This window comes from Dietzia sp. HMSC21D01, from assembly GCF_001815995.1.
Classification (GTDB): Bacteria; Actinomycetota; Actinomycetes; order Mycobacteriales; family Mycobacteriaceae; genus Dietzia; species Dietzia cinnamea.
Map to the genome: position 1 here is coordinate 1 of NZ_KV823621.1, position 2,075 is coordinate 2,075.

General features: G+C 73.8%; 4 protein-coding genes and 1 pseudogene. 2 read left to right on the forward strand and 3 right to left on the reverse strand.

All coding sequences use genetic code 11. The features are described 5' to 3' along the window. Both HMPREF3086_RS00655 and HMPREF3086_RS00660 read right to left on the reverse strand, forming a co-directional pair. The coding region (locus HMPREF3086_RS00655; RefSeq protein WP_210401807.1) for a hypothetical protein at positions 1-300 on the reverse strand (300 nt) is incomplete at its 3' end. Further along, entirely contained in the window at positions 297-617 is a 321-nt protein-coding gene (locus HMPREF3086_RS00660) for an urease subunit gamma (protein ID WP_070719703.1), read from the reverse strand. The genes HMPREF3086_RS00660 and HMPREF3086_RS00655, both read right to left, overlap by 4 nt. A gap of 326 nt (positions 618-943) precedes the next feature. On the opposite strand from HMPREF3086_RS00660, the gene HMPREF3086_RS00665 reads away from it, so the two are divergent. Then, the gene (locus HMPREF3086_RS00665) at positions 944-1,477 is read left to right on the forward strand and encodes a 2-oxo-4-hydroxy-4-carboxy-5-ureidoimidazoline decarboxylase (RefSeq protein ID WP_061914936.1); all 534 of its coding nucleotides are present in this window, start codon (positions 944-946) and stop codon (positions 1,475-1,477) included. Beyond that, positions 1,474-1,800: a hydroxyisourate hydrolase gene (gene uraH / locus HMPREF3086_RS00670; protein WP_210401808.1), complete on the forward strand. Its 327-nt coding sequence runs from the start codon at positions 1,474-1,476 to the stop codon at positions 1,798-1,800. Before HMPREF3086_RS00665 ends, uraH begins: the two co-directional genes overlap by 4 nt. Before the next feature lie 65 nt (positions 1,801-1,865). Here the strand turns inward: uraH and HMPREF3086_RS00675 are convergent. Beyond that, a pseudogene (locus HMPREF3086_RS00675) lies at positions 1,866-2,075 on the reverse strand (hydroxyatrazine ethylaminohydrolase); the annotation flags it as partial.

Below are 2,075 nucleotides of genomic sequence, written 5' to 3' on the forward strand. Positions count from 1 at the left end.
GCCACCCGGCAGGCGGCCCCGGACGTCGCGGAGGGTGCGCGCCGCGTCGGCGATCACCGTGGGCGCGCGGCCGAACGTCATGGGGACGACGACGACAACGCCACCCTCCCCCGCCGGCGTGTGAGCCAGGCCCGTCACCACGTCGGCGAGATCGCGGCCGGGTCGCGCCGCCGGGATGCCGAGGTCAGGCATCCCCTCGGACTCCGGCCCCAGGGCCGCGACGATCCGGGCGGTGGCCGGGTCGGTGTGCGCGTGGCTGTGGCTGTGCGCGTTGCTGTGGCTGTGCGCGTGGCCGGTCACGCGCTCTGCTCCACCGGCCTGATGGGGTCGTGCACCGTCACGAGCTTGGTCCCGTCCGGGAAGGTCGCCTCCACCTGGATCATCGCCAGGCGCTCGATCACGCCGTCCATAACCTGGCCCGCGTCGAGGACCTGCCGGCCGAGGTTCATGCACTCGGCGACCGTGCGGCCGTCGCGGGCGTGCTCGACGATCTCCCACGAGATGAGCGCGGTCGCCTCGGGGACGTTGAGCAGCACCCCGCGGTCGAGCCTGCGGCGCGCGACCTCTGCCGCGGTGAACAGGGTGAGCTTGTCCAGTTCGCGGGGGGGGAGCTTCATGCGTGGTCCTCTCGTTCGCGTCGACCGGTCAGAACGCTAGTGGGGTCGTGTGTCGGCTGTGTTACGCACCGCGGCGGCGTCCTGACCTGCGTTGCCCTGACACCGCCGAGCAGGGCACCGCAGCTCAGACGGGGGCCGGGGGACGGACGCGGGGACGGGCCCGGGGCGAGCTCAGCGAACTTCCGGGTGGCGCCCACAGCGCGTCGACCTGAGCTGCCGTGCGGGGGTCCGCCAGGGCCCCGCAGGTCAGGGCGGCGATTGTTACGACGTGTTACGGCCGCCGCGTATGCCTCGATCGGGGCCGTCGCGGCTGCCACGATGAGCCCATGCCCCAGACTTCTGCCGCCCCGACGGCGAACGACGACCCCGCGCTGCGCGAACTCGATTCCGTGCCCGCGGACGACCTGCTGCCCGTCCTCACCGGGCTCTCCGGCTCGGGAGCCTGGGCGCGGGCGATGGTGAGGGGCCGGCCGTACGGCTCGCGGGACGCGCTGCACGCCGCTGCGCGGCGCGTGCTCGCCGCGCAGAGTGACGCAGAGGTCCTCGCCGCCGTCGATGCGCACCCGCCGATCGGCGCACGCGGGCCGGTGAGCGAGGCGTCGGCCAGAGAACAGAGCGGAGCCTCCGGGGCGGACGCCGACACGAGCCGTCGGCTGGCCGAGGGGCAGCAACGCTACGCCGAGCGGTTCGGGTACGGATTTCTGATCTGTGCGACCGGACTGAGCGCCGAGCAGGTCCTCACCGAGCTCGATCGACGGCTGGCGATGTCCCCGGAACAGGACCTCGCGGCCACCCGCGAGCACCTGGCCCGCATCAACACACTCCGCCTGGACCGCCTCCTCGAGGAGGGCTCCCTCTGATGTCTCTCAGCACCCATGTCCTGGACACCGCCGCCGGCACCCCGGCGGTCGGCCTGCACTACCGACTCAGCGACTCGAGCGGGGCCGACCTGGCCTCCGGGGTCACCGACTCCGACGGCCGCGGCCCCGACCTGGCCGCGGTCGCACTCGCCGCCGGTGTGTACCGCCTGCACTTCGACACCGGCGCGTACCACCGAGCCGCCGGGGTCAGCGGCTTCTACCCCGAGGCCGTGGTGTGTTTCCAGGTGACGGACCCGGCCGCGCACCATCACGTGCCGCTGATCCTGTCGCCGTTCGGCTACAGCACCTACCGCGGCTCCTGACCTGCGGTGCCCTGAACGGGCCCGGCAGGGCACCGCAGGTCAGCGGCGCAGGTCAGCGGCGCAGGTCAACGGCCGATCCCACGCCGCCCGCATTCCCTTCGCAGGTCGCCGGCGAGCTCGCGCTCGTCGGCGGCGACCAGTTCGAAGTCCCGCACCACCACGCGGCCGCCGACCACCACGTGCCGGGGTCGGCGCCCCGGGGCGGCCCACAGCAGGCCCCGGACCGGATCGGCCACGCCGGCGTCGGCGACCCCTGAGACGTCCCACACGACGAG